Source organism: Curtobacterium sp. MCLR17_039 (assembly GCF_003234745.1).
Taxonomy (GTDB): domain Bacteria; phylum Actinomycetota; class Actinomycetes; order Actinomycetales; family Microbacteriaceae; genus Curtobacterium; species Curtobacterium flaccumfaciens.
This window is the reverse complement of record NZ_QKTF01000001.1, coordinates 350,411-374,005: the sequence shown is the minus strand read 5'-3', so window position 1 is coordinate 374,005 and position 23,595 is coordinate 350,411. Positions and strand designations below refer to the sequence as shown.

General features: G+C 71.9%; 23 protein-coding genes. 14 read left to right on the top strand and 9 right to left on the bottom strand.

Annotated elements, in window-relative coordinates; genetic code table 11:
* The first annotated feature begins 77 nt into the window (after window positions 1–77).
* On the top strand, window positions 78–740 hold the full coding sequence (locus DEJ00_RS01815; protein WP_111056241.1) for a hypothetical protein: 663 nt from the start codon (window positions 78–80) through the stop codon (window positions 738–740).
* 300 nt (window positions 741–1,040) lie between these two features.
* A complete protein-coding gene (locus DEJ00_RS01810; RefSeq protein ID WP_027466283.1) occupies window positions 1,041–1,532 on the top strand; it encodes a pyridoxamine 5'-phosphate oxidase family protein in 492 nt (163 codons plus the stop codon).
* Window positions 1,533–1,648: 116 nt separating this feature from the next.
* Here DEJ00_RS01810 and DEJ00_RS01805 read toward each other — a convergent pair whose 3' ends face one another.
* A complete protein-coding gene (locus DEJ00_RS01805; RefSeq protein WP_111056240.1) occupies window positions 1,649–2,896 on the bottom strand; it encodes a hypothetical protein in 1,248 nt (415 codons plus the stop codon).
* A 204-nt stretch (window positions 2,897–3,100) separates the two neighbouring features.
* Between DEJ00_RS01805 and DEJ00_RS01800 the strand changes: the two genes are divergently transcribed.
* Both DEJ00_RS01800 and DEJ00_RS01795 read left to right on the top strand, forming a co-directional pair.
* Complete coding sequence (locus tag DEJ00_RS01800) at window positions 3,101–4,510, top strand: MFS transporter (RefSeq protein ID WP_111056239.1); 1,410 nt, start codon at window positions 3,101–3,103, stop codon at window positions 4,508–4,510.
* 133 nt (window positions 4,511–4,643) lie between these two features.
* The gene (locus DEJ00_RS01795; RefSeq protein WP_051596881.1) at window positions 4,644–5,420 is read left to right on the top strand and encodes an endonuclease/exonuclease/phosphatase family protein; all 777 of its coding nucleotides are present in this window, start codon (window positions 4,644–4,646) and stop codon (window positions 5,418–5,420) included.
* A 922-nt stretch (window positions 5,421–6,342) separates the two neighbouring features.
* Here the strand turns inward: DEJ00_RS01795 and DEJ00_RS01790 are convergent.
* From DEJ00_RS01790 to DEJ00_RS01780, 3 genes are read right to left on the bottom strand one after another with little or no spacing between them, the layout of a single operon-like run.
* Window positions 6,343–7,017: a methionine ABC transporter permease gene (locus tag DEJ00_RS01790; RefSeq protein WP_017888525.1), complete on the bottom strand. Its 675-nt coding sequence runs from the start codon at window positions 7,015–7,017 to the stop codon at window positions 6,343–6,345.
* Window positions 7,014–8,105, bottom strand: a complete 1,092-nt coding sequence (locus DEJ00_RS01785) for a methionine ABC transporter ATP-binding protein (RefSeq protein WP_027466288.1) — start codon at window positions 8,103–8,105, stop codon at window positions 7,014–7,016. The genes DEJ00_RS01790 and DEJ00_RS01785 overlap by 4 nt, the downstream gene beginning before the upstream one ends.
* Window positions 8,105–9,055, bottom strand: coding sequence for a MetQ/NlpA family ABC transporter substrate-binding protein (locus DEJ00_RS01780; protein WP_111056238.1), 951 nt, complete (start codon window positions 9,053–9,055; stop codon window positions 8,105–8,107). Before DEJ00_RS01780 ends, DEJ00_RS01785 begins: the two co-directional genes overlap by 1 nt.
* A gap of 181 nt (window positions 9,056–9,236) precedes the next feature.
* Between DEJ00_RS01780 and DEJ00_RS18405 the strand changes: the two genes are divergently transcribed.
* Window positions 9,237–9,746, top strand: coding sequence for a 2'-5' RNA ligase family protein (locus tag DEJ00_RS18405; protein WP_173034733.1), 510 nt, complete (start codon window positions 9,237–9,239; stop codon window positions 9,744–9,746).
* Between the two features lie 116 nt (window positions 9,747–9,862).
* On the opposite strand, the gene DEJ00_RS01770 is transcribed toward DEJ00_RS18405, so the two are convergent.
* From DEJ00_RS01770 to DEJ00_RS01760, 3 genes are all read right to left on the bottom strand, one after another.
* On the bottom strand, window positions 9,863–11,110 hold the full coding sequence (locus DEJ00_RS01770) for a D-arabinono-1,4-lactone oxidase (RefSeq protein ID WP_111056237.1): 1,248 nt from the start codon (window positions 11,108–11,110) through the stop codon (window positions 9,863–9,865).
* Window positions 11,111–11,218: 108 nt separating this feature from the next.
* Window positions 11,219–12,700, bottom strand: a complete 1,482-nt coding sequence (locus DEJ00_RS01765) for an MDR family MFS transporter (protein WP_111056236.1) — start codon at window positions 12,698–12,700, stop codon at window positions 11,219–11,221.
* Between the two features lie 167 nt (window positions 12,701–12,867).
* A complete protein-coding gene (locus tag DEJ00_RS01760; RefSeq protein ID WP_035808828.1) occupies window positions 12,868–13,149 on the bottom strand; it encodes an acylphosphatase in 282 nt (93 codons plus the stop codon).
* Window positions 13,150–13,293: 144 nt separating this feature from the next.
* Here DEJ00_RS01760 and DEJ00_RS01755 point away from each other — a divergent pair, with 144 nt between their 5' ends.
* The 7 genes from DEJ00_RS01755 to DEJ00_RS01725 all read left to right on the top strand — a co-directional run bounded on the left by DEJ00_RS01755 (window position 13,294) and on the right by DEJ00_RS01725 (window position 19,886).
* Window positions 13,294–14,001 carry an NUDIX domain-containing protein gene (locus DEJ00_RS01755; protein WP_035808830.1) on the top strand — a complete coding sequence of 236 codons (708 nt, stop codon included), beginning with the start codon at window positions 13,294–13,296 and terminating at the stop codon, window positions 13,999–14,001.
* An 8-nt stretch (window positions 14,002–14,009) separates the two neighbouring features.
* Complete coding sequence (nadA, locus tag DEJ00_RS01750; protein ID WP_111056235.1) at window positions 14,010–15,281, top strand: quinolinate synthase NadA; 1,272 nt, start codon at window positions 14,010–14,012, stop codon at window positions 15,279–15,281.
* A gap of 32 nt (window positions 15,282–15,313) precedes the next feature.
* The gene (gene nadB, locus DEJ00_RS01745) at window positions 15,314–16,969 is read left to right on the top strand and encodes an L-aspartate oxidase (protein WP_111056234.1); all 1,656 of its coding nucleotides are present in this window, start codon (window positions 15,314–15,316) and stop codon (window positions 16,967–16,969) included.
* A complete protein-coding gene (gene nadC / locus DEJ00_RS01740) occupies window positions 16,966–17,889 on the top strand; it encodes a carboxylating nicotinate-nucleotide diphosphorylase (RefSeq protein ID WP_111056233.1) in 924 nt (307 codons plus the stop codon). Before nadB ends, nadC begins: the two co-directional genes overlap by 4 nt.
* A 2-nt stretch (window positions 17,890–17,891) precedes the next feature.
* The gene (locus DEJ00_RS01735) at window positions 17,892–19,031 is read left to right on the top strand and encodes a cysteine desulfurase family protein (protein WP_111056232.1); all 1,140 of its coding nucleotides are present in this window, start codon (window positions 17,892–17,894) and stop codon (window positions 19,029–19,031) included.
* Window positions 19,032–19,110: 79 nt separating this feature from the next.
* Window positions 19,111–19,377 (top strand): hypothetical protein, encoded by a 267-nt coding sequence (locus DEJ00_RS01730; RefSeq protein ID WP_111233264.1) that lies wholly within the window; start codon window positions 19,111–19,113, stop codon window positions 19,375–19,377.
* A 218-nt stretch (window positions 19,378–19,595) separates the two neighbouring features.
* Window positions 19,596–19,886 (top strand): hypothetical protein, encoded by a 291-nt coding sequence (locus tag DEJ00_RS01725; RefSeq protein WP_111056231.1) that lies wholly within the window; start codon window positions 19,596–19,598, stop codon window positions 19,884–19,886.
* A gap of 22 nt (window positions 19,887–19,908) precedes the next feature.
* Here DEJ00_RS01725 and DEJ00_RS01720 read toward each other — a convergent pair whose 3' ends face one another.
* Window positions 19,909–20,376 carry an MSMEG_6728 family protein gene (locus DEJ00_RS01720; RefSeq protein WP_027466299.1) on the bottom strand — a complete coding sequence of 156 codons (468 nt, stop codon included), beginning with the start codon at window positions 20,374–20,376 and terminating at the stop codon, window positions 19,909–19,911.
* An 88-nt stretch (window positions 20,377–20,464) separates the two neighbouring features.
* Between DEJ00_RS01720 and DEJ00_RS01715 the strand changes: the two genes are divergently transcribed.
* Window positions 20,465–21,061, top strand: a complete 597-nt coding sequence (locus DEJ00_RS01715; RefSeq protein ID WP_042538253.1) for an NAD(P)H-dependent oxidoreductase — start codon at window positions 20,465–20,467, stop codon at window positions 21,059–21,061.
* A gap of 256 nt (window positions 21,062–21,317) precedes the next feature.
* Here the strand turns inward: DEJ00_RS01715 and aroQ are convergent, their stop codons facing one another.
* Complete coding sequence (aroQ, locus tag DEJ00_RS01710) at window positions 21,318–21,761, bottom strand: type II 3-dehydroquinate dehydratase (RefSeq protein ID WP_111056230.1); 444 nt, start codon at window positions 21,759–21,761, stop codon at window positions 21,318–21,320.
* 142 nt (window positions 21,762–21,903) lie between these two features.
* Here aroQ and DEJ00_RS01705 point away from each other — a divergent pair, with 142 nt between their 5' ends.
* On the top strand, window positions 21,904–23,574 hold the full coding sequence (locus DEJ00_RS01705; RefSeq protein WP_111056229.1) for a sodium:solute symporter family protein: 1,671 nt from the start codon (window positions 21,904–21,906) through the stop codon (window positions 23,572–23,574).
* Window positions 23,575–23,595: the final 21 nt, after the last annotated feature.

The window sequence follows — 23,595 nt, the reverse complement described above, 5'->3', positions numbered from 1 at the left end:
GCGCGCGGGCAACGGCCGGGAGGCCCCGGGGCGGCCGCCGAGATCGGCTCACGGGGGCCGCGGGTACGGTCCAGGGCATGTCGTCACGCCCCGACCACGCCTCCGGTCCCGCTGCTGGTCACGCCTCCGACTCCGTCGTCGAACGCCGGTTCCGCGGCCGGATCATGGGCGTCGGCACCACCTCGGGCGTCCGGATCGTCGTCGGGATGTGGGACCGCTCGCCGTTCGGCCCGTTCACGGACGTGTTCCTCGAACTCCCCGACGGCACCAGCGTGCTGCTCGCACCCGACGAGATCGTCGCCGCGTACGTCTCCGGCACCTACCGCTTCGACACCGTCTCGGTCGTCGACGTCCGCGCCCGCCGCACCGCCGGCGGCCTCGAGCTGTCCGCCGGGGCACTGCAGGCCTCGATCGACGTCGGCGGCATCTCGCCGCTCGGCCGGATCCTGCGCATCGTCCCGAAGCCGATCGCCCGCGACCCGCGCTGGCTCGCCGCGATCGACCCGGTGGCACGGCTGCTCGCGCCGGGGTCCGGCACGGCGGGATCGGCGGGCAACGGTCGCCGCGAGTACTACGGCGTGACCGGGGCGCACGACGTCACCGGCGTGCGGGGGACCTGGGCGGGGGAGCCGCTCGGGGCCCTGGCGCCGCTCGACCCGCCCGTGGCGTTCGGCTTCGCCTCGATGCCGAAGATCCCGCAGGTCGTCGACGTCGAGACCACCATCCGCGAACCCGCCTGACCCCGGCCTCCCTGCCGCGCGCCCGGCCCCTGTCCCACTTCGTGAGCAGGAACGGTCGGTTCGCCGGTGTGGAGGCGACATCGTGTGCTCACGATCCCGACGTCGTGGACGGCACGCGTGCCGGGCGGGGGCGGCGTGGCGGACGTGCACCGGGCCTCCAGGCCGACCTGGACCGGACCACGTCGACGCGCGGGGCTGACGCGTCCAGCGCCGGAGGGGCACACTGGTCGGAACGGTACGGCCCCGTGCACCGACGGTCGCACGTCGAGCGGAGCGGGGCGCATGACGCAAAGGAGCACCATGACCGACACACAGACGGACCAGCGCGCCGCCATCTCGGACATCGTCCACGGCGCCCACACGGCACTGCTCACCACGGTGAGCGAGGACGGGAACCTGCATGCCAGGCCCCTCGCGGTGCAGGACAAGACGTTCCACGGGACCCTGCGGTTCCTGGTGCAGGACGGCAGCGAGAAGGTCGAGGACATCGCGCGGAACCCGCACGTCAACGTCTCGATCGAGTCGCAGGGCGGGTACCTGTCCATCGCCGGGACCGCGACCGTGACCCGGGACGACTCGGTCGTCGACGAGCTCTGGTCGCCGTTCGCCGAGGCCTGGTTCCCGGAGGGCCGCCAGGACCCGTCGATCCGGCTGCTGACGGTCGAGGGGGTCTCGGTCGAGTACTGGACCCAGGACACCGGTCCGGTCGGCAGCCTGGTGCAGATGTTCAAGGCGGCGCTCGGCAAGCAGAGTCAGCCGGACACCGGCGACCACGGCACGATCGAGCTCTGAGGCGAGACGCCTGAGACGCGACGCATGACGCACGACGCGCGACGCCGCCGTCCTGTCGGGACGGCGGCGTCGTGTCGTGTCGGGGCGGGTGCCTGCTGAGGCTGCGCGTCAGCCGCTCACGGAGGGCCGAGCAGCCACAGCACCGCGACCAGCACCGGCTGCCCGGCCAACGCGGCCGTCACGAAGGTCCACCGCATCCAGGGCTTCGCGACCAGCTCGGGTGACCCGAACAGCGGCGCGAGCGGCATGAGCAGCCGCGGGGTCGAGGCCATCGGCAGCGACACCGCGAAGATGTACAGCGCGTACGCGGCCGAGTACAGCACCGTCGTGGGCCCGAGCCGCAGCGTCGACCGGCGCAGCAACCAGATCGGGTAGGTGACGAGCAGGAACACCACGATGAGGATCCCGCCCACGCCGAGCCAGCGGCCCGCGATCAGGAACCACGGCGTCAGCGGGACGAAGTCCACCCGGCCGATGAAGTTCACCCACCAGGACATCTCGGTCTCCAGGTAGGCGTTCGGTGTCCCGGTGGCGTGCGAGGCGATCACCGGCCAGGCGAGCCCGGCGAGGACCATGGTCAGCCCCGCGGCGACGACCCGGACCTGCTCGCGGAGTGGGAAGCCCTCGAACACCCGGCCGGTCTCGCGCCGTGCACGGACCCACCGCACGAGTGCGACGACGCCGAGCACGAGCGGGATCGCCAGGGCGCCCGGGCGGGTGAAGGCCGCGGCGACGCCGAGTGCCGTCAGGAGCCCGTAGCGCCGACGTTCCAGGGCGAGCAGCGCCCCGAAGGACAGTGCGAGGAACATGCTCTCCGCGTACCCGACCTGCAGCAGGAACGACAGCGGACCGCAGCTGAAGAAGAAGACCGCCCACATCGCCGCGGCGTGCCCGGCGCGGTCCCGCACCAGACGGTGCAGCAGGTAGGTGGCGAGCAGCCCGGCGACGATCGCGACGAGCGGGGCACCGAGTTCGAACGGCACCCCGGTCGAGGCGGTCAGCGCCCGGATCGTGAAGGGGAACGCCGGCAGGAAGGCCCAGGCGTTCTGCGCGACGTTGCCGGCGGCGTCGAGCGGCAGCGCGTCGGGGTACCCGTGCAGCGAGATCTGCTCGTAGTACTGCCCGTCCCACGCCACCAGGAAGGCGCCGAACCCGTGCTCGTTGCCCCAGATCGCGTTGCCCGGGAGCGCACGACCGATGAGCGGGTACGCGAGCGCGAGCCACAGGGTCGACAGGACCCGGCCGCCCGTCCAGACGAGCAGGACCGCCGCCCACGCCGGCAGGGAGGCCACGGTGTCCAGGACACGTCGTCGACCGCCGGTCGTGCCCGCGGCGACCACACCGGCGCTGTCGGTGCGGCTCACGCGCGAGTTCCTCGGCGTTCGGGTGGTCGGGTCGGCACCCGGCCAGGGTAGTCGGCCCGAGCATGAGGATCGCCCGGAACCGCGCCTGGAGGCCCGTCCCGCGTCGTGCGCGCCGCGTCGCGCCCGGTGGGCGGCCGGTGCGGCGTCCGGCGGGCGGCCCGTCCGTGACGGCGCGGACGTCCGCGGGCATAGTCTCGGTGGGCGATGACGACGACGGCGACGACACCCAGACGACGGACGGGCAGCACGGCGGTCGCCGTGCTGGTGGCCGGGACCTTCTTCATGGAGCTCCTGGACGGCACGATCCTGGCGACCGCTGCCCCGGCCATGGGGCGTGACCTCGGGGTCGACTCGGCCGCGGTGGGCGTCGCGATCACCGCGTACCTCGTGACCCTCGCGGTGTTCATCCCGGTGTCCGGCTGGCTGACCGACCGGATCGGCTCCCGGACCGTCTTCGCCGGGGCCATCGCGCTGTTCACGATCGCGTCAGCCCTGTGCGCGCTGTCCACCGGGCTGGTCGAGCTGACGCTGTGGCGCATCCTGCAGGGCCTCGGTGGGGCGCTCATGGTGCCCGTCGGCCGCCTCGTCGTGCTCCGGAGCGCCGGGCGCGAACAACTCGTCACCGCCATCGCCATCCTGACCTGGCCGGCCCTCGCCGCACCGATCATCGCGCCGTTCATCGGCGGGGTCCTCGTCGAGACGCTGACGTGGCACTGGATCTTCCTCATCAACATCCCGCTCGGCGTAATGGCCTTCGTCGCCGCCCTGGTGCTCGTGCCGCAGGAGCGTGCGGCGCAGCGCGTGCCGTTCGACTGGTTCGGGTCGCTGCTCGCCTGCGTCGGGCTCGGCTCGCTCGTGGTCATGGCGTCCTTGCTGGCGCTCGACGTCGTGCCGGTGACCGCGGTCGTCGTCTCCGGGGTCCTCGGCGCGGTGTGCTGCTGGCTCGCGGTCCGGCACTTCCGCCGGACTCCGCACCCGATCATGGGGCTCGACGCGTTCCGACTCGAGACCTTCCGGGTGTCGCACGCCGGCGGCAGCCTGTTCCGCCTGGCGGTGTCCGCGGTGCCGTTCGTGCTCCCGCTGCTGTTCCAGGACGCCTGGGGCTGGAGCGCCGTGCTCGCCGGGTCCGCGGTGCTGTGGGTGTTCGTCGGCAACCTCGGCATCAAGCCGATGACGACCCCGTTCCTCCGCTGGTTCGGCTACCGCCCGGTGATCATCGTGTCGTCGGCCGTCGCCGCGCTGACCGTGGTCGCGATGGCGTTCATGACCGAGGACACCCCGTTCTGGCTGCTCGCCGTGCTGCTCGTCGTCAGCGGCGCAGCCCGCTCCGTGGGCTTCACGGCGTACAACACGATCGCCTTCGCCGACGTCGAGCAGGCCGACATGACCCCCGCGAACACGCTGTCGTCGACGCTGCAGCAGACCGCCGCGGGCTTCGGTGTCGCCGTCGCCGCCGTGGTCATCCGTGCGGCCTCCGGCTTGGGCGGTGACGGACCGTACACGGCCGCGTTCTGGGTCATCGCCGCCCTGCTCGTCGTCGCCTGCGTTGAGGGCATCCTGATGAGTCGCACAGCGGGCGACACCGTCCGCCCGGTCCGCCGTGTCCGCGCCTGATCCCGCCGCTGTCCGTTTCCGTCACGGTCACACGGACGAAACCCGGCAGGCGTTACAGTCTCAGCAACCGTCCGCGGTACCCGAGTACGGTGACCGCGGCAGGGTGACCGGAACACCCGGACAGGAAGGCAGCATGGCCGCGCCAGAGCAGCAGAGCACGATCGCATCAGAGCAGACCGTGCAGCCCACGCAGCTCCGTGTCGTCAGTTACAACCTCCGCGAGCACACCGCGAACAGCGAGCTCGCCGCACTGGCCGAGGCCTCCGAAGCCGACGTCCTGTGCGTGCAGGAGTGCGACAGCAACGACCTCGCACCGTCGATCGGCGGCCTCTCGCTCGCCGCGTCGACCCGCACCAACCGACTCGGGCTCGCGATCTACAAGCGTGACGACCGCTTCGAGGTGCAGGACTTCAGCATCCACTCCCTGCAGAAGTCGCTGCACGACCGGGTCCTCGCACCCGCGCACGAGCGGCTCATCGCGATGCACCTGCGTGACACCGAGGCCGACGCCGAGGTCGTCGTCGCCTCGTTCCACGCCTCACCGCTCACCGCGACGAACTCCCTGCGCCGCAAGCAGATCGAGGCGGCGCACCAGTTCCTGCGCGAGCTGGCGAAGGACGTGCCCGCGGTCATGGTCGGTGACTTCAACTACCCGTGGTTCCAGACGAACCTGCGCCGCAAGATCGAGCAGCACGGCTTCGCCCTGTCGCTGTCCGACCAGCCGACGTACCTGCGCTACCGCAAGTTCACGGGCCACTTCGACTTCGCGACGAGCGTCGGCCTGCACATCGCCGGCGTCGAGACCCTGCCGGCCGGCATCTCCGACCACCGCCCGATCCTGGTGCGTGCCCACTACGAGCACCCGGGCGAGACCGGCGCCGTCACCACCGTCGAGGCTCCCGCGGCCTGACCCGGCGCTGCCGCTGCCGCTCGCCGCTCGTGTCGAGGTCGCTCGACGTGCCGCGCGCGTGGCGCCGAGTGGTCGGGATCAGTCGGTTGCGGGGGCGGCGGGCGACGGTTCGTGCGCCTTCGGCGGAGGTGAGCGGGGAGTCGTGACCGCTCGGCAGTCGGTGCAGTGCGCGTCGTCGGTTCGTCGGCGGCTCGTGCCGAGGTCGCTCGACGTGCCGCGGGTGTGGCGTCGAGTGGTCGAGATCTGTTGGTTGCGGGGGAGGCGGGCGTCGGTTCGTGCACCTTTTTGCAGAGGTGAGCGGGGAGTCGTGACCGCTCGGCGGTCGGTGCCGGGCGCGCCGGCGGTTCGTCGGCGGCTCGTGCCGAGGTCGCTCGACATGCCGCGGGTGTGGCGCCGAGTGGTCGGGAACTGTCGGTTGCGGGGGCGTCGGACGACGGTTCGTGCGCCTTCGGCGGAGGTGAGCGGGGAGTCGTGACCGCTCGGCAGTCGGTGCCGTGCGCGTCGTCGGGCGGCGGCGGCTCGTGCCGAGGTCGCTCGACGTGCCGCGGGTGTGGCGTCGAGTGGTCGGGAACTGTCGGTTGCGGGGGCGTCGGGCGACGGTTCGTGCGCCTTCGGCGGAGGTGAGCGGGGAGTCGTGACTGCTCGGCAGTCGGTGCCGTGCGCGTCGTCGAGCGGCGGCGGCTCGTGCCGAGGTCGCTCGACGTGCCGCGGGTGTGGCGTCGAGTGGTCGGGAACTGTCGGTTGCGGGGGCGGCGGGCGACGGTTCGTGCACCTTCGGCGGAGGTGAGCGGGGAGTCGTGACCGCTCGGCGCACGACCCTGGGCGCGTCCGTCCGAGCGGCGACGCACCGGAGGCCCGGTGCCGGTCTCGTGGACCGGCACCGGGCCTCCAGAGCGGTGCACCGGCGCCCCGCGAGCCCGCGTCAGCGACGCAGCGTCGCGCGCGCCAAGCGGTTGCCGATGAACTGGCCGAGCTGCACGATGACGACGATCGCCGCCACCGAGACGTAGACCACCCACCAGTCGTAGCGCTGCGAGCCGTAGGTGATCGCGTACTCGCCGAGTCCGCCGCCACCGATCAGGGCGCCCTGCGCCGTCATGTCCACGATGCCGATGTAGATGAACGTGTATCCGAGGATCAGGGGGCCGAGACCCTCGGGGATGAGCACCGTCAGCAGGATCGACACGGGGTGCGCACCCGAGGCCCGAGCCGCCTCGACGACGCCCGGGTCGACCGACAGCAGGTTCTGCTCGACGATCCGGGACACCGCGAAGGCCGCGGCCAACGAGATCGCGAAGGTCACCGCGGGGACACCGATCGTGGTCTGCACGACGACCCGTGACAGCGGCGCGATCGCCGCGAGGAAGATCACGAACGGGATCGGGCGGATCAGGTTCACGAACACGTTGAGCACCGTGTACGCGGTGCGGTTGCCGAGGACGTTGCCCGGCCGGGTCGCGTACAGCAGCAGGCCGAGCGCGAGGCCGATGACCCCGGCGATGACCAGCGAGATCAGCGACATCACGATGGTGTCGCGGATGGCGGCGAGGAAGACGTCGAACGTGTCGATCACGCTCTGGAACGAGTTGTTGTTCACGCGGCGGCCTCCTCGTCGGTCGTGACGCCGTCGGCGCGGAGTGCGGCGATCGCGGCGTCGATGGCGCCGGACGCACCGGGCGCGCCCGACCCTCCGGGACCGCCTGGCCGGCCTGGCCCGCCGCTGGCGTCGCTCAGCTCGTAGGTGAGCGACCCGATCCTGCGCTCCCGGATCTCGCCGACCCCGCCGTAGACGAGCTCGGCGGTGACCCCGGCGGCACGGAACGCGGCGTCGATGCGGTTCTGCAGCCCGGCCTCGTCCGTGATCTGCACCGTGACGAGCCGACCCGGGTGGCGGTCCCGCAGGCGCCGGAGCGTCTCGGGGGAGGGACGGTCGTGCAGCGCGGTGCGGACGAAGCGCTGTGCGGCGCCGGTCTTCGGGGTCGAGAACACGTCGTAGACGTCCCCGACCTCGACGACCCGCCCCTGCTCCATCACGGCGACCCGGTCGGCGATCTGCCGGACGGCGTCCATCTCGTGCGTGATGACGATGATGGTGACGCCGAGCTCCCGGTTGACGCGGCGGAGCAGCGCGAGCACCTCGGACGTGGTCTCCGGGTCGAGGGCGCTGGTCGCCTCGTCGGCGAGCAGCAGGTCGGGCGACGCGGCGAGGGCTCGGGCGATGCCGACGCGCTGCTTCTGGCCGCCGGACAGCTGCTCCGGGTAGGCGTGGGCGCGCTCGAGCAGGCCGACGAAGTCGAGCAGCTCGGCGACGCGGCGGTTCCGTTCGGCCTTCGGCACGCCGGCAACCTTGAGCGGGTACGCGACGTTGCCGGCGATGGTGCGGGACCGGAACAGGTTGAACTGCTGGAAGATCATCCCGATGTTGCGACGCGCCAGACGGCGGTCCCGCTCGGGGATCGCCGTCAGCTCGCGGCCCGCGACGGTCACCGTGCCGGAACTCGGCAGTTCCAGCGCGTTGACCAGGCGGACCAGGGTGGACTTGCCGGCACCGGAGTACCCGATGACGCCGAGGACCTCTCCCTGGTGCACGTCCAGGGAGACGTCCTCGACGGCCACCACGGTCTCGCCGGTGTCGGCGCGGCGGTAGTGCTTCGAGACGCCGCGGAGTTCGACGAGGACCGGCACTACTGCTTGGCCGCCTTCGCGTCCTGCTCGACCTGGGCGAGCTTGTCCTGCAGCTTCGAGGCGCTCTCGTCGCGGGCGACGGCCTCGGGCAGGTCCTTCGCGAAGGCCTTCTGCACGGCGTCGTCCTGGAACAGCTCCGCTAGCTCGAGGTAGGTCTTGTTGCCCTTGTCCTCGTCGCGGACGGCGAACACGTTCACGTACGGGGCGGCGCTCGCGCTCGAGGGGTCGTCCTGGTAGATCGCGTCCGAGATCGGCAGGCCGGCGGCGGTGGCGAAGTTGTTGTTCACGACGGCGGCGGCGACGGAGCCCTGCTGCAGCGCGTTCGCGGTCTGCGAGGCGTCGAGGGGCTGGACGTCGACCTTCTTCGTCTCGATGTCGTCCGCGGTGGAGAACGCCGAGCCGCCGTCCTTGAGCGTGATCAGGTCCGCCGCCTGCAGGATCAGGAGCGCACGGGCCTGGTTGATCGAGTCGTTCGGGATCGCGACCTTCGCGTTCGCGGGCAGCTCGGACGGCTTGTCGTACTTCGTCGCATAGAGCGGCAGCGGGTACACGGCGGTCGAACCGATCGGCTGCAGGTCGTCGTCGGAGGTGACGTTGTAGTCCGCCAGGTACTGGATGTGCTGGAACTGGTTGATGTCCAGCTGGCCGTCCTTGAGGGCGGGGTTCGGCAGCGAGTAGTCCGAGAAGTTCGTCAGCTTGACGGTGACGTTGAGCTTGTCCTTCGCGAGCTTCGTGTACGTGCTCCAGTAGCCGAGCGACTTGTCCGACACACCGATCGTGACGGTCTTCGGGGCGGCGTCTCCGGCGGCACCGGCGTCGTTGCTCCCGGAGCGGACGGCTCCGACGATGACGGCGACGACGATCGCCACGACGACGATCGCGGCGGCGACGATCCAGCCGATCGGGCGCTTGCCCTTCGGCTTCTCGGGCAGTGCGGGGGCTGCGGACATGCTGGTGCTCCTCGTGGGCCGTGCGTGTGGGGGAGCCGCGGTGGTCCGCGGCGTGGAGACGAGTGTGACGTGCGGTCCACCCCCGGGGCGAGTTCCGTTCCGCTGTGTTACATCGCCGCCAGTGCGCGGCCCGCTGAACCGTCACGGGGCACCTCGCGGTCCCGGTTGGTTGACTCGGACCGTGCGCAGCATCGAACTCGTCCTCGGTCCGGAGTCGGACGCCGCCGTGCGGTCCGCCTGGCAGGCCCTGATCGACGCGGACCTGCCGAGCCTCGGCCGGCACCCGTCGCCGTCGAACGCTCCGCACGTCACCCTGGCCGCCGGGGACACGCTGCCCGTGCCGGCGGGGTTCCGCACGTCGGTGCCGACCTCGATCCGGCTCGGCGGGCTGCTGCTCTTCCCCGCGGGTGCCGGTCGGTCGGTCCTCGTGCGCGCGGTGGTCGTCGACGCGGCACTCACGACCTTCCACGGCGAGGTGCACGCGGTCGCCCCCGGCGGAGTCGAGACGTCCGTGCCCGGGCACTGGTCGCCGCACGTCACGCTGGCCCGCCGGGTGCGTGACGAGGACCTGCCGCGCGCCGTCGCTGCGCTGCGCGCTGTGCCGCTGCCGGAGACGCTCGACGTCGGCGGCGTCCGGCACTGGGACGGCGAGACGCGGACGATCACGCCGCTCGCGTTCACGACCGACTAGCGGGGCACGCATCGGGTGCGTTCCCGCCTCTGGAACCAGGTTCCGGACACAGCACCGCGCGATCCCGTGGTGCCGTGTCCGGAACCTGGTTCCGGGGCACGGCCTGGAGGCCCGGCTCAGGTCCCGAGCACCCGCTCGCCGAACGCGGATGCGAACGTCCGCTCCGGGTCGGCCCGGGCGACGAGGTCGCGGAAGTCCGCCAGCCGTGGGTACAGCCCGGCGATCGCCGCGTGGTCGAGCGAGCTCATCTTGCCCCAGTGCGGTCGGCCGTCGAAGGCTGCGAGCCGGGACTCCAGGTCGGGCAGGAGCGCGGCGACCTCGGCCGGGTGCTTCTTCCAGGTGAACGCGATGCAGAGCACGTCCTCGCCCTGGGTCGGGCTGAGCCAGAGGTCGTCCGCCGCCATCGTCCGGAGTTCGCAGACGTGCAGGTGCGGCTGGAACCGGTCGGCGAGCCCCCGGAGCGCGTCGAGGGCGGCCGCCGCGTGCCGGAGCGGGACGAAGTGCTCGCTCTGCACCTCGGACCCGTGGCTCGGGACGGACCCGATCGGGAAGTGCGGCAGCCGGTCCCACCACGGGCCGACCGAGCCGTCGCGCGCGGTCCGGCGGTCGTCGCCGGGGGTGCCGGGCAGGCGGCGTGCGCCGGCCAGCGCTTCGGGCACCGGCACATCCTCGGCGCCGTCGGGGACGCGTGACTTCACCAGGACCTCGGTGATCGCGTCGCCGAACACCGTGTAGGCGCACACCGAGTACGCGGCGGCGTGCACCTCGGCGACGTTCGCCGTGAAGGTGTCCCAGGGGATCGCGCCGTAGACGTCCTGACGCATCCGGTAGGCAGGTTCCACGTCGAGGGTCACCCGGGTCACGATGCCGAGCAGTCCGAGGTGCAGCACGGCACCGTCGAACGAGGGGTCCGTCCGGTCGAGAGTCCGGGCGGAGCCGTCCGGGCCGAGCACCTCGAACGCGCGCACCGCGGTGGCGAGCGACCCCAGTGTCGTGCCGGAGCCGTGGGTGCCCGTCGCGACCGCACCGCCGACCGAGATGTGCGGCAGGGACCCCGTGTTGTGCAGGGCGAACCCGGCACGGTCGATGTCGGCCGCGACGTCGCCGTACCGGGTGCCGGCCCCGAGCGTGACGGTGCGGTGCTCGGCGTCGACGACCAGGTCGGTGGGGATGCCGGTCAGGTCGAGCAGGGTGCCCGCGGTGTCGGCGACGTCGTTGAACGAGTGCCGGGTGCCGAGGCCGTGCACCCGGTCGGCGTCGGCCACGACCTGGGCGGCCTCGTCGATCGACGACGGGCGGACGACCCGTTCGGCCGTGTACGTGACCGTGCCGGACCAGTTGAGCTCGCTCGTCGTCGACCGCATGGCGCCCACCCTGCCACGCGGGCCGGAGACGGGAGCGGGCCGGGCGCCGGTCCCGTCACGGGTTCGGCGTCCGGCCCTGCTCGTCGGTCAGTGCGCGAGGCTCGTCGGTCAGTGCACGGGCGGGGGCGTCGGCGCGCCTTCGGGCAGCTCGGGCCGGCGGACGAACACCGACGCCAGGATGCCGAACAGCGAGATGATCGCGCCGACCATGAAGGCGGTGCCGACGCCCGACGCGGTGGCCACCTGGACCCCACGGGCACCGGAGCCCTCGACGGCGGTGGCCGCACCGATCGTCAGCAGCGTGACGAACAGGGCGGTGCCCGCCGCACCGGCGAGCTGCTGCGCCGTGCCGAGCACCGCGCTGCCGTGCGAGTACAGCTTCGGGGGCAGCCCGCCGAGCGCCGCGGTGAACAGCGGCGTGAAGGTCAGGGCCAGGCCGATGCTCAGCACCACGTGCGCACCGAGGACGAACCACACGCTGGTGTCGACGCCGACGGTGGAGAGCGCCCAGAGCACGGCGCTCACGATGATCGATCCGGGGATGAGCAGCACGCGCGGGCCACGGCGGTCGTAGATGCGACCGACGATGGGGGAGAGCAGGCCCATCAGCAGACCACCGGGGAGCAGCAGCAGGCCGACCTGCAGGACCTCGAGGCCGAGGACGCGCTCCAGGTAGATCGGCAGCAGGATGAGCGTGCCGAACATCGCCATGAAGCTCAGGCCCATCGCGACGATCGGCACCGTGAAGCCACGGGTGCGGAAGGTGCGCAGGTCGAGCAGGGCGCTGTCGGTGCGCTGCAGGCGCGTCTGCCGGACGATGAACACCGCGAGGGCGACGGCACCGACGACCAGGGCGGTCACCGGGACGAGCGGACCGGTCGTGCCGGCTTCGCCGATGCTGGACAGGCCGTAGACGATGCCGCCGAACGCGAAGGCGGAGAGCACCACCGAGACGACGTCGATCGGTGCCTTGCGCGGCGTCGAGACGTTCTGCACCTTGACCATGCCGAGGATGAGCGCCGCGATCGCGATGGGCAGCACGAAGCCGAACAGCCAGCGCCACGAGAACGCGTTGAGGATCAGGCCGGAGATCGTCGGGCCGATGGCCGGAGCGACCGAGATGACGATCGAGATGTTGCCCATGATGCGGCCACGGTGCGCGGGGTCGACGAGGGTCAGGACCGTCGTCATCAGCAGCGGCATCATGATCGCGGTGCCGCTGGCCTGCACGATGCGGCCGACGAGCAGGACGGTGAAGCCCGGCGCGAGCAGGGCGATCAGCGTGCCGACCGAGAACAGGCCCATCGCCCAGACGAACACCGGTCGGGTGTTGAAGCGCTGCAGCAGGAACCCGGTGATCGGGATGACGACCGCCATGGTGAGCAGGAAGCCGGTGGTCAGCCACTGGCCGGTCGCGGCGCTGATGTCCAGGTCGTCCATGAGCCGGGGCAGGGCCACGCCCATGATGGTCTCGTTGAGGATGACGACGAACGCGGAGACGAGCAGCAGCCCGATCACGAGTCGGGTCTCGGCAGCGGACGGCTGCGAGACGCTTCCCGTGCGGGGGGCGGAATCGACGGCCTGGGTCATGCGGGTGCTCCTGGTGGGTCACGACGGGTGGAAAGTGTGTGGCGCAGGACGCGCAGACAGGCCAACTCCCTGAGTGGATGCGATTATTCCGCTTCGATCCGACATCCGCAGGTGAACGATCGGTGCCGAGCAAGCCGGGCGCCGGCAGCGCTCCCACGCACGTCCGCTCAGTGCAGGATCGCGAACCCGTCGGCGTCCCCGTGCGGCACGACCGACCGCAGGGTGACGTCGGTCACGGTCGCCGACGGCGGCCCGGTGCGCAGGCACTCGACCAACGAGTCCACGGCGACCGAGGGTCCCTCTGCCTCGACCTCCACCGTGCCGTCCCAGAGGTTCCTCGCGTAGCCGACGAGGTCGAGCCCGTCGGCCTTCCGAGCGGTCCAGTACCGGAAACCGACCCCCTGGACCGTCCCCGACACCACGGCATGCACCCTCGTCACCGTCGTCATGTCCTCCACGCTAACCGCGGCGGCCTCCCGGGAGTTTTCGGCCCCGTGACGATCTGTTTCCGGCTCGTGACGAGCGCACCGCGTCGGCAGTGATAGTGTCATCTCAACCCGAACACTTCGAGTCAGATTGACACTATCTCCACCATGGACGAAGCAGGCATCCGCGTCGCGGTCTCCACCGTGATCGTCGCACTGCGCCCGCACCCCGACACCGGGGCCCCGGCGCTGTGGATGCCGCTCGTCCGTCGCGTCGCCGAACCGTTCGAGGGTTCCTGGGCGCTCCCCGGCGGCTGGGTCGGCGACGACGAGGGCCTCGAGGACTCCGCGGCCGCCCGACTGCGCGAGACGACGAACGTCCAGCCGCGGTACCTCGAGCAGCTGTACGCGTTCGGTGACGTCGGACGCTCCCCGAGCCGCGTGGTGTCGATCGTGTACTGGGCGCTCGTTCACCCGGACGAGGCGAACGTCGTGCCCGACGACTGGAACGTCCGGTGGTTCCTGGCCGACGAGCACCCGCCGCTCGCCTTCGACCACGACCGCATCGTCGAGTACGCCCTGTGGCGGCTGCGCAACAAGATGTCGTACTCGCGGATCGCGCAGGCGTTCCTCGGCGACCGCTTCACCCTCGCCGAACTCCGGGGCGTGTACGAGGCGGTGCTCGGCCGAGCACTCGACCCCGCGAACTTCCGTCGGCAGGTCGAGAAGACCGACGCGGTCCTGCCGACCGACGAGACCACGAGCGGGGGCCGGCACCGTCCGGCCCGGCTGTACCGCTCGAACCCCGACCTGGCCTACGCGGACAACGGCCCGCTGCAGACCGGGGCCGATCAGCACCAGCAGCGGAACCGATAGGAAACCCCGTGTCCATCGCCACGACGATCGAACTCATCTCCAACGGCAGGGCCGCAGGCAGCACCTGCACGCCCGACCTCGCGATGCCGACGTGGGACTTCGACTCCCGCCCCGGGTACGGCCCGGGGTCGTCGATGTCCGACGTCATCCCGACGAGTGCCCCGCGCCAGGGTGTCCTGCCCGACGAGTACAAGACGGCCCCGACCGACGAGCTCCACGAGCGCATCGAGCGGGCGAAGGCCACCCTCGGCGACCGGGTCGTCGTCCTCGGGCACTTCTACCAGCGCGACGAGGTCGTCCGGCACGCGGACTTCCTCGGCGACTCGTTCCAGCTCGCGAGCGCCGCCCTGACGAAGCCCGACGCCGAGGCGATCGTGTTCTGCGGGGTGCACTTCATGGCCGAGACCGCCGACATCCTGGCGCGCGACGACCAGCGCGTCATCCTGCCGAACCTGGCCGCCGGCTGCTCGATGGCCGACATGGCGGACATCGACAGCGTCGAGGCGGCGTGGGCGGAGCTGACGGCGGTGTACGGCACCGAGCCCGACGCCGACGGTCGCGTCCCCGTGATCCCGGTCACCTACATGAACTCCGCCGCCGACCTCAAGGCCTTCTGCGGTCGGAACGGTGGCATCGTCTGCACCTCGTCGAACGCCGCGACGGTGCTCGAGTGGGCCTTCGAGCGCGGGCAGCGCGTCCTGTTCTTCCCCGATCAGCACCTCGGCCGCAACACCGCGAAGGCGATGGGCATCAGCACCGACCTGATGCCGATGTGGAACCCCCGGCTGCCCGGTGGGGGCAACACCGCCGCGGAGCTGCTCGAGGCGAAGGTCATCCTCTGGCACGGCTTCTGCTCGGTGCACCGCCGCTTCACCGTCGACCAGATCGACCAGGCCCGCCGCGAGCACCCGGGCGTGCAGGTCATCGTGCACCCGGAGTGCCCGATGGCTGTCGTCGACGCCGCCGACCACGCCGGCAGCACCGACCTGATCCGGAAGACCGTCGCCGCGGCGACCGAGCCGACCACCTTCGCGATCGGCACCGAGATCAACATGGTGAACCGGCTCGCCGCCGAGTACCCGCAGCACACGATCTTCTGCCTCGACCCGGTCGTCTGCCCCTGCTCGACGATGTACCGGATCCACCCGGGCTACCTCGCCTGGGTGCTCGAGGCGCTCGTCCGCGGCGAGGTCCTCAACGAGATCGTCGTCCCCGCCGACGTGCAGGCCGACGCCAAGGTGGCGCTCGAGCGGATGCTCGCCGCCAAGCCCCGCGGCTGAGACGCGGACCCGACCGAACGAGGGAGACCACCGTGCACGTCGTCATCGTCGGCTCCGGCATCGCCGGCCTGACCGCAGCGATCCGCGCCAGTGCCCTGCACGACGTCACCCTGGTGACGAAGGGGGCGCTCGCCGACAGCGCCACCGCGTACGCCCAGGGCGGGATCGCGGTGGCGCTCGGCGCCGACGACTCCGCGGCGCTGCACCAGGCCGACACCCACGTCGCTGCGGCGGGCAGCGCCGACGCCCGGGCCGTCGAGGTCCTGTGCACCGACGGCCCGGCCCGCGTCCGCGACCTGCTCGCCCTCGGGGTGCCCTTCGACCGGTCGTCGGACCCGGCGACCCTCGACCGGTACGGCGACGACCTCGCCCGCGGTCGTGAGGCCGCGCACGGGCGGTGGCGCGTCGTGCACGCCGACGGTGACGCGACCGGAGCCGCCATCGAACGCACCCTCATCGCGGCACTGCACCGCCGACACGTCACGATCCTCGAGCGCACGAGCCTGACCGACCTGGTCGTCCGCGGCGGCGTGGTCGTCGGCGTCGACGTCCTCGACCTGCTCGGGGAACCCCGCCGGCTCGACGCGGACGCCGTCGTCATCGCGTCCGGGGGAGCCGGACACCTGTACCGCGAGACGACGAACCCCCTGGTCGCGACCGGTGACGGGGTCGCCGCCGCCTGGCGCGCCGGCGCCGTCCTCGCCGACCTGGAGTTCGTCCAGTTCCACCCGACGCGGCTGGCCGTCCCCGGTGGCGGCCTGGTGTCCGAAGCCGTCCGCGGTGAAGGTGCCGTCCTCCGCGACGCCGCCGGGCACCGCTTCATGACCGACGTGCACCCGGACGCCGAGCTCGCTCCGCGTGACGTCGTCGCCCGGGGGATCGCCGCCGCGGTGCGCGACCAGGGCGGCGCACCCGTGCTCCTCGACGCCACCGGCCTCGACGCCGCGTTCCTGGTCACGCGCTTCCCCGGACTCACCCGGGCCACCCGCGCCGCCGGGTTCGACTGGACCCGCGAAGGCGTCCCCGTCGCACCGGCCGCGCACTACTCGATGGGCGGCATCGCGACCGACGCCGAGGGCCGCACGAGCCTGCCCGGACTGCTCGCCGTCGGCGAAGCCGCCTGCACCGGGGTCCACGGCGCCAACCGGCTCGCCTCGAACTCCCTGCTCGAGGGACTCGTCTTCGCGGTCCGCGCAGCGGACGCGGTCGCTGCACCGCGACCCGGCCTGCTCCGCCTGCGCGGGGACGCCGGCCTCCACGTCACCAGCGTGCCCCGAGCGGCCGACGCGATCCGGGCCTCCCCTCCGACCCTGCCTGGAGGCGCGACCTGCCTCGACGACGACGGTGCCGTCCGACAGGCGGTCCAGTCCGTCATGACGGACCGGGTCGGGCTGCTCCGTGACGCCGTCGGGCTGGCCAGCGCCCGCCGCGACCTCGACGCGCTGACGGCGCCGACCGGCGGCGGTGTGCGCGAGCACGAGGACCGTGCGCTCCTCGACCTGGCCCGACTCGTCGCGCTCGCCGCCGAGGCCCGCACCGAGTCCCGCGGGGCGCACGCCCGCACCGACCACCCGGACACCGACCCCACCGCCCCGGCCTCGTACGCCTGGGTCGCCGACCACCCCGACGAGCACACGGACGAACGCGCCGACGGCTCCGCAGCCGTCCCGCAGGAGGTACCCGCATGACCACCGACCCCGGCACCATCCCGCCGCACGCGCTCCGTCGCGTGATCGAGACCGCCCTCGAGGAGGACGCGCCCTGGGGCGACGTCACCAGTGAGACGCTGATCCCCGTGGAGGCGACCGCGACCGCGACCCTCGGCGCGCGCGAGCCGGGCGTGCTGAGCGGCGGTGCGGTGTTCGTCGCCGTGATGCACGCCGTCGACCCGTCGATCCAGGCCGTGGTGCACGTCGCCGACGGCACGCACTTCGCGGCGGGCGACGTCCTCGCGACCGTGACCGGGTCGGCGCGGGCCGTGCTGCGGGCCGAACGGGTCGCCCTCAACCTGGTCCAGCGGATGTCGGGCATCGCGACGACCACCGCGGCCCACGTCGCGGCCGCCGCGGGCACCGCTGCGCGGATCGTCGACACCCGGAAGACGACGCCGGGCCTCCGAGCACTCGAACGGTACGCCGTCCGGTGCGGTGGCGGACACAACCACCGCACCTCGCTCTCCGACGCCGTGCTCGCCAAGGACAACCACCTGGCGGTGCTCCTGGCCGGCGGCATCGGCATCGGCGACGCGATCGCCCAGGCCCGCCAGCGGCTCGGGCACACCGTGCACGTCGAGGTCGAGGTGGACCGCATCGACCAGATCGAACCCGTCGTCGCTGCGGGGGTCGACACGATCATGCTCGACAACTTCACCCCGGACGAACTCGTGACCGGGGTCGGGATCGTCGCCGGGCGCGCGCTCGTCGAGGCTTCGGGAGGCGTGTCGCTCGACACCGTCGCGGCGATCGCGGCGACAGGCGTCGACGTCATCTCGGTCGGGGCGCTCACCCACTCGGCGCGGGCGCTCGACCTCGGGCTCGACATCGACGTCGCGGTGCCCGAGCACGTCGCGGTGCCGACGGAGCACGTCGCGGTGCCCGTGCAGGACTAGTCGTGTTCTACCTGGACCGCGCCGCCACCACCCCGGTCCGCCGCGAGGTGCTCGAGGCGATGTGGCCCTACCTGACGGGGGTGTTCGGCAACCCCTCGTCGACGCACGGCGTCGGGGACGAGGCCGCGCGGGGACTCACCGCCGCACGGGCCGCCGTCGCCGGGGTGCTCGGGTGCCGGCCCGCCGAGGTCGTCTTCACCACCGGCGGCACCGAGGGTGCGAACACCGCGATCAAGGGGATCGCCCTCGCCGCGCCCCGCGGTCGGCACGTCGTCACGAGCGCCATCGAGCACGAGGCGGTGCTGGAGAGCTGCGCGTACCTCGCCCGCTTCCACGACTTCGACGTCACCGTGCTGCCCGTCGGGCCGGACGGCCGCGTCGACCCGGCGGTGTTGCGAGCGGCCCTCCGCGCGGACACCACGCTCGTCTCGATCGCGCACGCCGACAACGAGATCGGCACCGTGCAGGACGTGCCGGCGCTGGCGGCGGTGGCGCACGAGGTCGGGGCGCGGTTCCACACCGACGCCGTGCAGTCCGCGCCCTGGCTGCCGATCGGTCTCGGGGCCCTGGGCGTCGACGCGCTGTCGTTGTCGGGGCACAAGCTCGGCGCCCCGAAGGGCACCGGCGTGCTCGCCGTGCGCTCCGGCGTCCCGCTCGAGCCGCTGCTGCACGGCGGGGGACAGGAGCGGGGGCGGCGGTCCGGCACCGAGGACGTGGCCGGTGCCGTGGCGGTGGCGACCGCCCTCGGGCTGGCGGCTGAGACGGTGCGGTCGGGGGAGGGCACCGCGACCACCGTGCGCGACGCGGTGCTCGACGGCGTGCTCGCCGCGGTTCCCGGCGCGTTCGTCACCGGGTCGCGGGAGCACCGGCTGCCCGGGCACGCGTCGTTCTGCTTCCCGGGCGTCAACGGCGAGACCGTCCTGCTCGAGCTCGAGCAGCGCGACGTGGTGTCGTCGTCGGGCAGCGCCTGTGCCGCGGGCAGCACCGAGGCCTCCCACGTGCTCACGGCGCTCGGGATCCCCGAGGACGTGGCGCGCACCGCGCTGCGCCTGACGTTCGACGCGGCCCTGACGTCCGACGACGTCCCGGTCGTCGTCGGGGCCGTGGCCGACGCCGTGGCGACCGTCCGCGCCCTCGGCTGAGGTGTACTAGACGTTCTACTCCATCTCTGGGTACGTGTCCCCCCTTCTGCGGACAACCGATCTGCGTCAGAGTGTCGTCATGGCAAACGCGATGATGACCCGGACACGACGGGACGACCGCTTCCGAGCGGTGCAGCTCCTGCCGGCGCCGGCCACCCTCGTCGCGCTCGCCCTGGCAGCGCAGCACGACCTCGGCACGGCCCCGCTCGGGATCATCGCCGTGGTCGGAGCGCTCGCGACCGCCGGGAGTGCCCTGCTCCCGATGGTCCGGCCAGCCGCCGCCCACCGGTCGATGCCCGCACCGACCGAGACGGACCGGTACCGAGAGGACACCGAACACCCTTGAGGTCCACCACCGTGCGGTTCCCCTGAACCGAGCCGCGCGGTGGACCCAGACCGGATGTCGACCCCCTGATCGACGTCCGGCGCGGGGCGCGACGTTCCCCCTGTCGTCGTGTCCCGCCGTACACCGCGATCCCGCCGTGGGTCGACGTCCGCACCCCTGAGCGGCGTCGGTTCCCCTGCAGCCCACGGCGGGATCCGGTTCCCCGGTAGCGTCGTCGCATGCCCTCGTACCGCGTGACCCTGGCGATCGGCGCCCTCGCGCCCGGCACGGCACCGGACGCCGTCCTGCCCGCCGCGGCCGCCCTGGTGCGCGAACACGCCGTGGTCGAGGCCGAGGACGTCCGGCTGCTCCGTGGCGTCCCGTGCGCGGTCGTGCGCTTCGAGGCCGAGGACGACCGTGTCGCCGCGGCCGTCCGCGACGCCGCCGTCGGCGGCCTGCGGGACGTGGTGGAGATCCGCTCCGACGTCGTCACCCGGCGCGAGGGCGGTCGCTGGATCCCGGTCGCCTGACGGCCTGGCGGTCGCCTGATCGTCAGACGGTGTGCGTCGCCGGCTCGGGGGTCCCCGGCCAGACGTAGTCCAGGTCGTCCGGCACGTCGGGGAACAGCTCCCGGTAGTGCTCCGGCGCCTTCTGCACGAGCTTCGACCGGTGCGAGACGTGCAGGGCCTCGTCGTCGTTCCACGGCGGGATCGGCACGTCGCCGCGCTCGTACGTCGCCAGGTCCTCCGGCACGCGGCCCAGGTCGAGCAGGGTCTTCTCGAGACACGTGTCGGCGTACCCGCGCTCGGCCCAGACGCGGCAAGTGGCCTCCTGGTACGCCATCAGCGCCGGACGGTAGCCGCGCCACATCGCCGTCACTGGGTGGTGCTGCCAGCCGTAGTCGGGGAGCGTCAGCGCTCGCATCACCTGCAGTGTCTCGACTCGCTGCTTGCCGAGCCGCCGGTCGTCGAGGACCTCGGCGGATGCCCGGAAGTCGGCGTACGGCAGGAAGGTCTGCATGGCGCGGACGCTACCCCGACCGACTGGCACCCGACACATGTCGTCACGAACGTGCCGCCCGCCCCGGCAGCGTGTGAGCATCGACCGCATGAGCGGAGAACTGGTCGTCGGCGTCAGTGGCAGCCCATCGGACCCCTCGCGGACCTCGACCCTGGTCGCGGCGACGGTGGCCCGGTTGGCCGAGGAGATCGACGGCGCCCGGACCGAGACGATCGAGATCGGGCCGCTGCTGGCCGACCTCGGAGCGGCGTCGGGTCGCGAGACGATGTCCGACCGCACGCGCCGGGCCCTCGAGACGGTGGAGGCCGCGGACGTGCTCGTCGTCGGCAGCCCGGCCTTCCGGGCGGCCTACTCCGGTGCCTTCAAGCTGTTCTTCGACTGGGTCGGCCAGTACGACCTCGTCGACACCCCGGTGCTCCTGACCGCCACCGGTGGCAGCGACCGGCACGCCCTGCTCGTCGAGCACCAGATGCGCCCGCTGTTCGGGTTCTTCCAGTCCACCACCCTGCCGCTCGGGGTGTTCGGGAACGAGCGGGACTTCACCAAGCGCGAGGGTGGCTACGACATCGCGAGCGTCGACCTGGAGCTCCGCATCGACCAGGCCGTGCGCCGGGCCGTGCCGCTCATCCGCGGCGGCTTCGCCACCGCCGGCCTGAACGACGTGCGGCGCCCCGCCGAGTTCTGATCAGCGTGCCCGCGCCCGGCTCTTCCGGGCGAGCCTGGTGCTTCCGGGCGTACCGGGTCGGAACTCCTCATCAGGTACGCCCGGAACCACCAGGCATCGCGCGTGCCATGGGAAGGAACGGGCGCGAGCCAGCGTGACCAGATGGCGGACTGGAGGCCCGTGGCGACGCCGCCACGGGCCTCCAGTCCGCCCGCACTGCACGGAGACCGCCGGCGCGTCCCCGGTACCGGCGGCGTGGGTCCGGTCCGCCCGCGGCTCAGCCGAGCAGGGACGCGACGTGCGCGACCGCCAGGCGGTAGCCGTCGGCGCCCGCGCCGGCGATGACCGCCGTCGCGGCGGTGGCGACGTGGTCGACGTGGCGGAACGGCTCGCGCTTCCACGTGTTCGACAGGTGCACCTCGACGACGGGGACCCACAGGGCCTCCACCGCGTCGTGCAGCGCGACCGAGGTGTGCGCGTATGCGGCGGGGTTGATGACGACCGCGGCGAAGTCGTCCAGGCCCTCGTGCAGCCACTCGACCAGCTCGCCCTCGCGGTTCGTCTGGCGGAAGTCGGCCTCGAGCCCGTGCACGGCCGCCTCGGTGTGCACGATCGCCTCGATCTCGGCGAGCGTCACGGTGCCGTACTGCTCCGGGTCGCGGCGCCCGAGGATGTCGAGGTTCGGGCCGTTGAGGACGAGGATGCGCGACGCGTCGGTCATGGGCCGAGCGTAGCGAACCGGGGGAGCGCTGCGCGGCTCGGACGATGCATGCGCTGGCTATGTGAACGGTCACAAATCGGTGTAACGTCTCCGTCCGGGTCGGCGGAGTTGTCGACTGCAACACACTGACGTGGAGATGTGAATGGTTCTCGCTGCAGCGAACGAAGGGATCCGGCTCGACTTGGGCTGGGTCGACTACCTGATGATCATCGTGTACTTCGCGGTCGTCCTCGGGATCGGGTTCACCGCCCGCAAGCAGGTCCGGACGAGCATGGACTTCTTCCTGTCCGGGCGCTCGATGCCGGCGTGGATCACGGGCCTGGCGTTCGTGTCCGCGAACCTCGGTGCGACCGAGATCCTCGGCATGGCGGCCAACGGTGCCCAGATCGGCATGGCCACCCTGCACTACTACCTCGTCGGCGCCGTGCCCGCGATGGTGTTCCTCGGCCTCGTGATGATGCCGTTCTACTACGGCTCGAAGGTGCGCTCCGTGCCGGAGTTCATGCTGCGCCGCTTCGGCAAGGCGCCGCACCTGGTGAACGCGATCGCGTTCGCGGTGTCGAACGTGCTCATCGCGGGCATCAACCTCTACGCGATGGCCATCGTCATCGAGGCCATGCTCGGCTGGCCGGAGTGGCTGGCGATCATCGTCTCCGCCGGCTTCGTGCTCGTCTACATCACCCTCGGCGGGCTCTCGAGCGCGATCTACAACGAGGTCATGCAGTTCTTCGTGATCATCGCGGGGCTCATCCCGCTGACGATCGTCGGTCTGCACCGCGTCGGCGGCTGGGACGGCCTGTCCAAGGCCATCACCGAGACCCAGGGCGTGCAGCACCTGCAGGCCTGGGCCGGCACCGGCTTCGGCGACGTCACCAACCCGATCGGCGCCAACTGGCTCGCCATCGTGCTCGGCCTGGGCTTCGTGCTCGGTTTCGGGTACTGGACCACGAACTTCACCGAGGTGCAGCGAGCGTTCTCGGCGAAGAACATGTCCGCGGCCCGTCGCACCCCGCTCATCGCCGCGATCCCGAAGCTCTTCATCCCGGCCATCGTCGTGATCCCGGGCCTCATCGCCGCGGCCGTGGTGGGCAACCAGTTCGCCGACGGCACGCTGACCTACAACGACGCGATCCCGAAGCTCATCCAGATGTACCTGCCAACCGGTGTGCTCGGCATCGCGGTGACCGGCCTGCTGGCGTCCTTCATGGCCGGCATGGCGGCGAACGTCTCGTCGTTCAACACCGTCTTCACCTACGACATCTGGCAGCGCTACATCCGCCCGAACATGCCCGACCTGCACTACCTGAAGACCGGCCGCTGGGTCACCGTCGTCGGCGTCGTGGTCGGCATCGCGACCGCGTTCATCGCGGCCCAGGCGTCGAACATCATGACGTACATGCAGACGCTGTTCTCGTTCTTCAACGCACCGCTGTTCGCCGTGTTCATCCTCGGCCTGCTGTGGAAGCGCATGACGACGCAGGGAGCGCTCTGGGGCTACGTCCTCGGCATCGTGACCCCGACGATCACCTGGATCGCCTACCTGGTGAACCCGGACCTGTTCGCCACCGCGACCGCGGAGACCCTGTACGGCGCGATCATCTCGTTCGTCACCGTGCTGATCGTCGGCTTCGTCGTCTCGATGCTCACCAAGCCGAAGGACGAGAAGGAGCTCGGTGGGCTCGTCTACGGCGTCGGCAAGATCGACCTGCACGGCGACTCGGTCGCGACGGACACCGCCTGGTACCGCTCGCCCGCCCTGCTCGGCACCGTCGCGCTCGTGCTGTGCGTCGTCCTGTACCTCCCGTTCCTCTGATCCGCGAAGGAGACCACTTCT